The following is a 3,647-nucleotide window of genomic DNA, read 5'->3' on the forward strand; positions in this document are numbered from 1 at the left end:
TTCATACTAGGTATAATTCAAGGTTTAACAGAATTTTTACCAATCAGTAGTACCGGACATCTTTATTTAGGAAGGCATTTGTTCCGATTAGATGAGGCTGGCTTATTTTTAGATACGATGCTGCATATTGGGACTTTACTTGCGGTTTTTATTTATTACAAAAAAGAATTTATATATTTAATTAAAAACCCATTTTCAAAGCTCATGTTATTACTTATCGTTGGGACAATACCCGCAGTTGTAATTGGTTTATTGTTTAAAGACTTCTTTGAAGATATTTCAAAAACAGGAATCACGATCGGTTGGGAGTTTTTAGTGACCGGATTCTTTCTCTACATGGCAGATAAACAAAAGAATGGTCGTAAAAAAATGGATGACATAACATATAAAGACGCATTAATTATCGGTTCATTTCAAGCTGCTGCTATTTTTCCAGCCATTTCCCGTTCTGGAATGACAATTGTCGCTGCATTATGGAGAAAATTAGACCGTGAAACTGCTGCTTACTTTTCTTTTTTACTATCGACACCAGCCATCGTTGGAGCTATCATTTTGCAATTTGTAGACGTTTTTCAAGGGAAAGCAGAATCTATTTCTAGTACATCTTTAATTGTCGGAACGTTATCAGCAGCGTTTTTTGGATACATAGCCGTTTCATGGATGATTCAATATTTAAAACGTCACTCCTTAAAAGTATTCGCGTATTACGTATGGGGATTAGGTATTTTAATTTTAATGTTGCAATTTACTGATGTATTTTAAGTATAATGATAAAGAAGTTAATTAGTTTAAGATCCTGTTTCATTCATACAAGGCCAGGATCTCTTTTTATTAAGGGGGAAAATATGTTTAATAAGGCTATCGTTATTGGTGGAAGTATGGCAGGAAAGTTTGCAGCAAAAGCATTATCAACTTCTTTTAAAGAAGTAATCATTATAGAAGCTGGTGAAAGATGGGATGGAAAGTCTTCGAGAAAAAGAGTTCCACAAAGTAATCATCCTCACGTGTTATTAAAAGGTGGAGAAAACACAATTGAAGAATTGTTTCCTAATATTACGAACGAATTAATAGAAGCGGGTAGTATTATAAACAACTTTACGCGTGATTTGAAATGGCATCAATTCGGTCTATGGAAACAACCGTTCATAGGGGAAGTACATATGATTCAACAAAGTCGTCCTTTGCTAGAATGGCATATTCAAAAACGAATACATCAAATTTCAAATATTACTATTAAATATGAAACATTGGTTAAAGGGTTATTGGTAGATGCAAAGCTTAACAAAGTGTGTGGAGTAAAAGTTAAATATTTAGAGACAAACACACAAGAAGAAGTTCATGCGGATCTTGTAGTTGATGCGAGTGGATTTGGCTCAAAAAGTATAGAGTGGCTACGAGAATACGAAATTAAAGTACAAGAAGAGAAAGTTCGTATTGATTTATTTTACGCAACGAAAATGTTCAAACTTAAAGAAAATGAGGAGTTAGACTGTTGTAATATGCTAATGTCTCCTAGTTTCCCTGATAACCCTTATGGCGTTCTTATTCAAACGATAGAAGATAATCGTTATTTTGTTACTTTTAGTGGATACGCAAATGAGAAAGCACCACAAACAGATGATGAGTTTTATGATTTTGCTGAAAATCTATCAATTTCTAATGTTACAGACTTCTTAAATAAGGCTGAGGGAATTACTGATATAAAGACATACAAAATTCCTTATCAAGTACGCCGGCGATTTGATTTAGTGAATAATGTACCAGAAGGATTATTAGTTATTGGAGATGCGCAATGTCGTTTTGATCCCGTTTTCGGCCAAGGCGTATCAGTTGCTGCTATGGAGGCTCACCAATTGCAATTACTTTTGCAAGATAGAAAACAACTTGATAAAACATTTACACAGCAATTTTATAAAAAGGCAGCTACTATAATAGAAACCCCTTGGGATATGACAACAACAGAAATATCACGTCACCCGCAACTAAAGAGAGAATTAACTACAAAACAAAAATTTCAACTATGGTATACGAAGCAAATATATCGACTATCCGCAAGTAATTCTGATGTTTATATTCGGTTAGTACGAGTGATGAATTTAATTCGTAGTCCATTTCATCTCTTTCATCCGAAAGTGCTACTATCTGTATTACTTAATCGAAAGAAATAGCAGGAATATAATTGATTAAAAAAGAATGTATAACAGTTAGTAAATCAAGAAGGAGAATACGGGATGGAAATATACATAGAGCAACTAAAGAAACAAGATGCTAAGGATTTATTTACGTTTGAACTTACAAATAAATCTTTTTTTGAAACAATGGTACCAAATCGTGGCTCGAAATATTTTGAATTTGAATATTTCCAAAAACTACTAGACGATTTATTAATAGAACAGGCAGATGGAGATTCTTATTTTTATTTAATTCGTAATGAAGAAAAAGAAATTGTAGGGCGAATCAATTTAGTAGATATAGATACGGAAACTCGAATTAGTTCGCTCGGGTATCGTGTCGGAGAAAAATTCACTAAAAAAGGAGTTGCAACAGCAGCCGTAAAATTAATTTTAGATGTAGCGAAAAATAATGAAATTACTGAAGTTCATGCTAAAACAACGACTAATAATCTCGCATCACAAATTGTACTAGAAAAAAGCGGATTTTCTTCTTATCAAAACGAATCAGATATAACATCTGTAGAATTAAATGGAGAACATGTGAAGTTTGTACACTATATTTGGAGAAATACTTCGCACTTATAATAAGGAGGACTTATTCATGAATGATTTACGTTATCCAATTGGCCAATTTACATACAAACGTCCTATAACTGAAGAAATGATTGATACATGGATTCAAGAAATTGAAGATTTACCTAATGAACTAACAAAGGCAATTAAAGATTTAGATCAGAAGCAGTTAGATACACCATATCGCGTTGGAGGTTGGACTGTACGTCAAGTAGTTCATCACGTCGTTGATAGCCATATGAATAGCTACATACGCTTTAAATTAGCACTGACAGAAAAGAATCCAACTATTAAGCCGTATAAAGAAGAGAAGTGGGCAGAGTTACCTGATTCAAAATTACCGGTAGATGTTTCACTAGTAATGCTAGATTCATTACATAAAAGATGGGTTAATCTTTTATATTCTCTAGAAATTGAAGATTTAGAAAAGACATTTAACCATCCTGAAACTGGTGAAACAAAACTTGCTGTTGCAATAGGACTATATGCATGGCATGGTCGTCACCATACCGCTCATATTACTTCTTTAAGAAAGCGTCTAAATTGGTAACATGGAGATTATATTAGAAAAGGTGACAGAAACTGATGCAGAAGTTATATTTCAAATGCAAATAGACTCATTTAGCTCTTTATTACATAAATATAAAGACTATGAAACAAATCCAGCAAATGAAACTATTGAAAAAACTATTTTTAGAATAAATAATCCCAGCAGTAATTTTTATAAGGTGATAATAGATTCGAAACTTGTTGGAGCGATATGTATATCCGCAAAAGAACTACCTTATAAATTTTGGATTAGTCCAATGTTTATTCATCCAATCTATCAAGGGAAAGGAATTGCTCAGAAGGTACTTATTTTAATTGAAGAAATGTTTCCAGAAGCACGAAGTTTTGAAC

5 protein-coding genes are annotated in these 3,647 nt (G+C 32.9%); all 5 read left to right on the forward strand.

Features of this window, described 5'->3' with window-relative positions; genetic code table 11:
• On the forward strand, nucleotides 1–762 hold a 762-nt coding region (locus tag ABWK52_RS22355), incomplete at its 5' end, for an undecaprenyl-diphosphate phosphatase (protein ID WP_353772139.1).
• Between the two features lie 83 nt (nucleotides 763–845).
• Nucleotides 846–2,168, forward strand: coding sequence for an FAD-dependent oxidoreductase (locus tag ABWK52_RS22360; RefSeq protein ID WP_000482063.1), 1,323 nt, complete (start codon nucleotides 846–848; stop codon nucleotides 2,166–2,168).
• A 63-nt stretch (nucleotides 2,169–2,231) separates the two neighbouring features.
• Nucleotides 2,232–2,759: a GNAT family N-acetyltransferase gene (locus ABWK52_RS22365; protein ID WP_000409242.1), complete on the forward strand. Its 528-nt coding sequence runs from the start codon at nucleotides 2,232–2,234 to the stop codon at nucleotides 2,757–2,759.
• 16 nt (nucleotides 2,760–2,775) lie between these two features.
• Nucleotides 2,776–3,297, forward strand: a complete 522-nt coding sequence (locus ABWK52_RS22370) for a YfiT family bacillithiol transferase (protein ID WP_000999070.1) — start codon at nucleotides 2,776–2,778, stop codon at nucleotides 3,295–3,297.
• A 1-nt stretch (nucleotide 3,298) separates the two neighbouring features.
• On the forward strand, nucleotides 3,299–3,647 hold a 349-nt coding region (locus ABWK52_RS22375; RefSeq protein WP_353772140.1), incomplete at its 3' end, for a GNAT family N-acetyltransferase.

This window comes from Bacillus sp. AP50, from assembly GCF_040492675.1.
Classification (GTDB): Bacteria; Bacillota; Bacilli; order Bacillales; family Bacillaceae_G; genus Bacillus_A; species Bacillus_A cereus.

Coding starts and splice junctions, on each gene's coding strand:
- ABWK52_RS22360 (WP_000482063.1), top strand. CDS start 846: ATGTTTAATAAGGCTATCGTTATTGGTGGAAGTATGGCAGGAAAGTTT.
- ABWK52_RS22365 (WP_000409242.1), top strand. CDS start 2,232: ATGGAAATATACATAGAGCAACTAAAGAAACAAGATGCTAAGGATTTA.
- ABWK52_RS22370 (WP_000999070.1), top strand. CDS start 2,776: ATGAATGATTTACGTTATCCAATTGGCCAATTTACATACAAACGTCCT.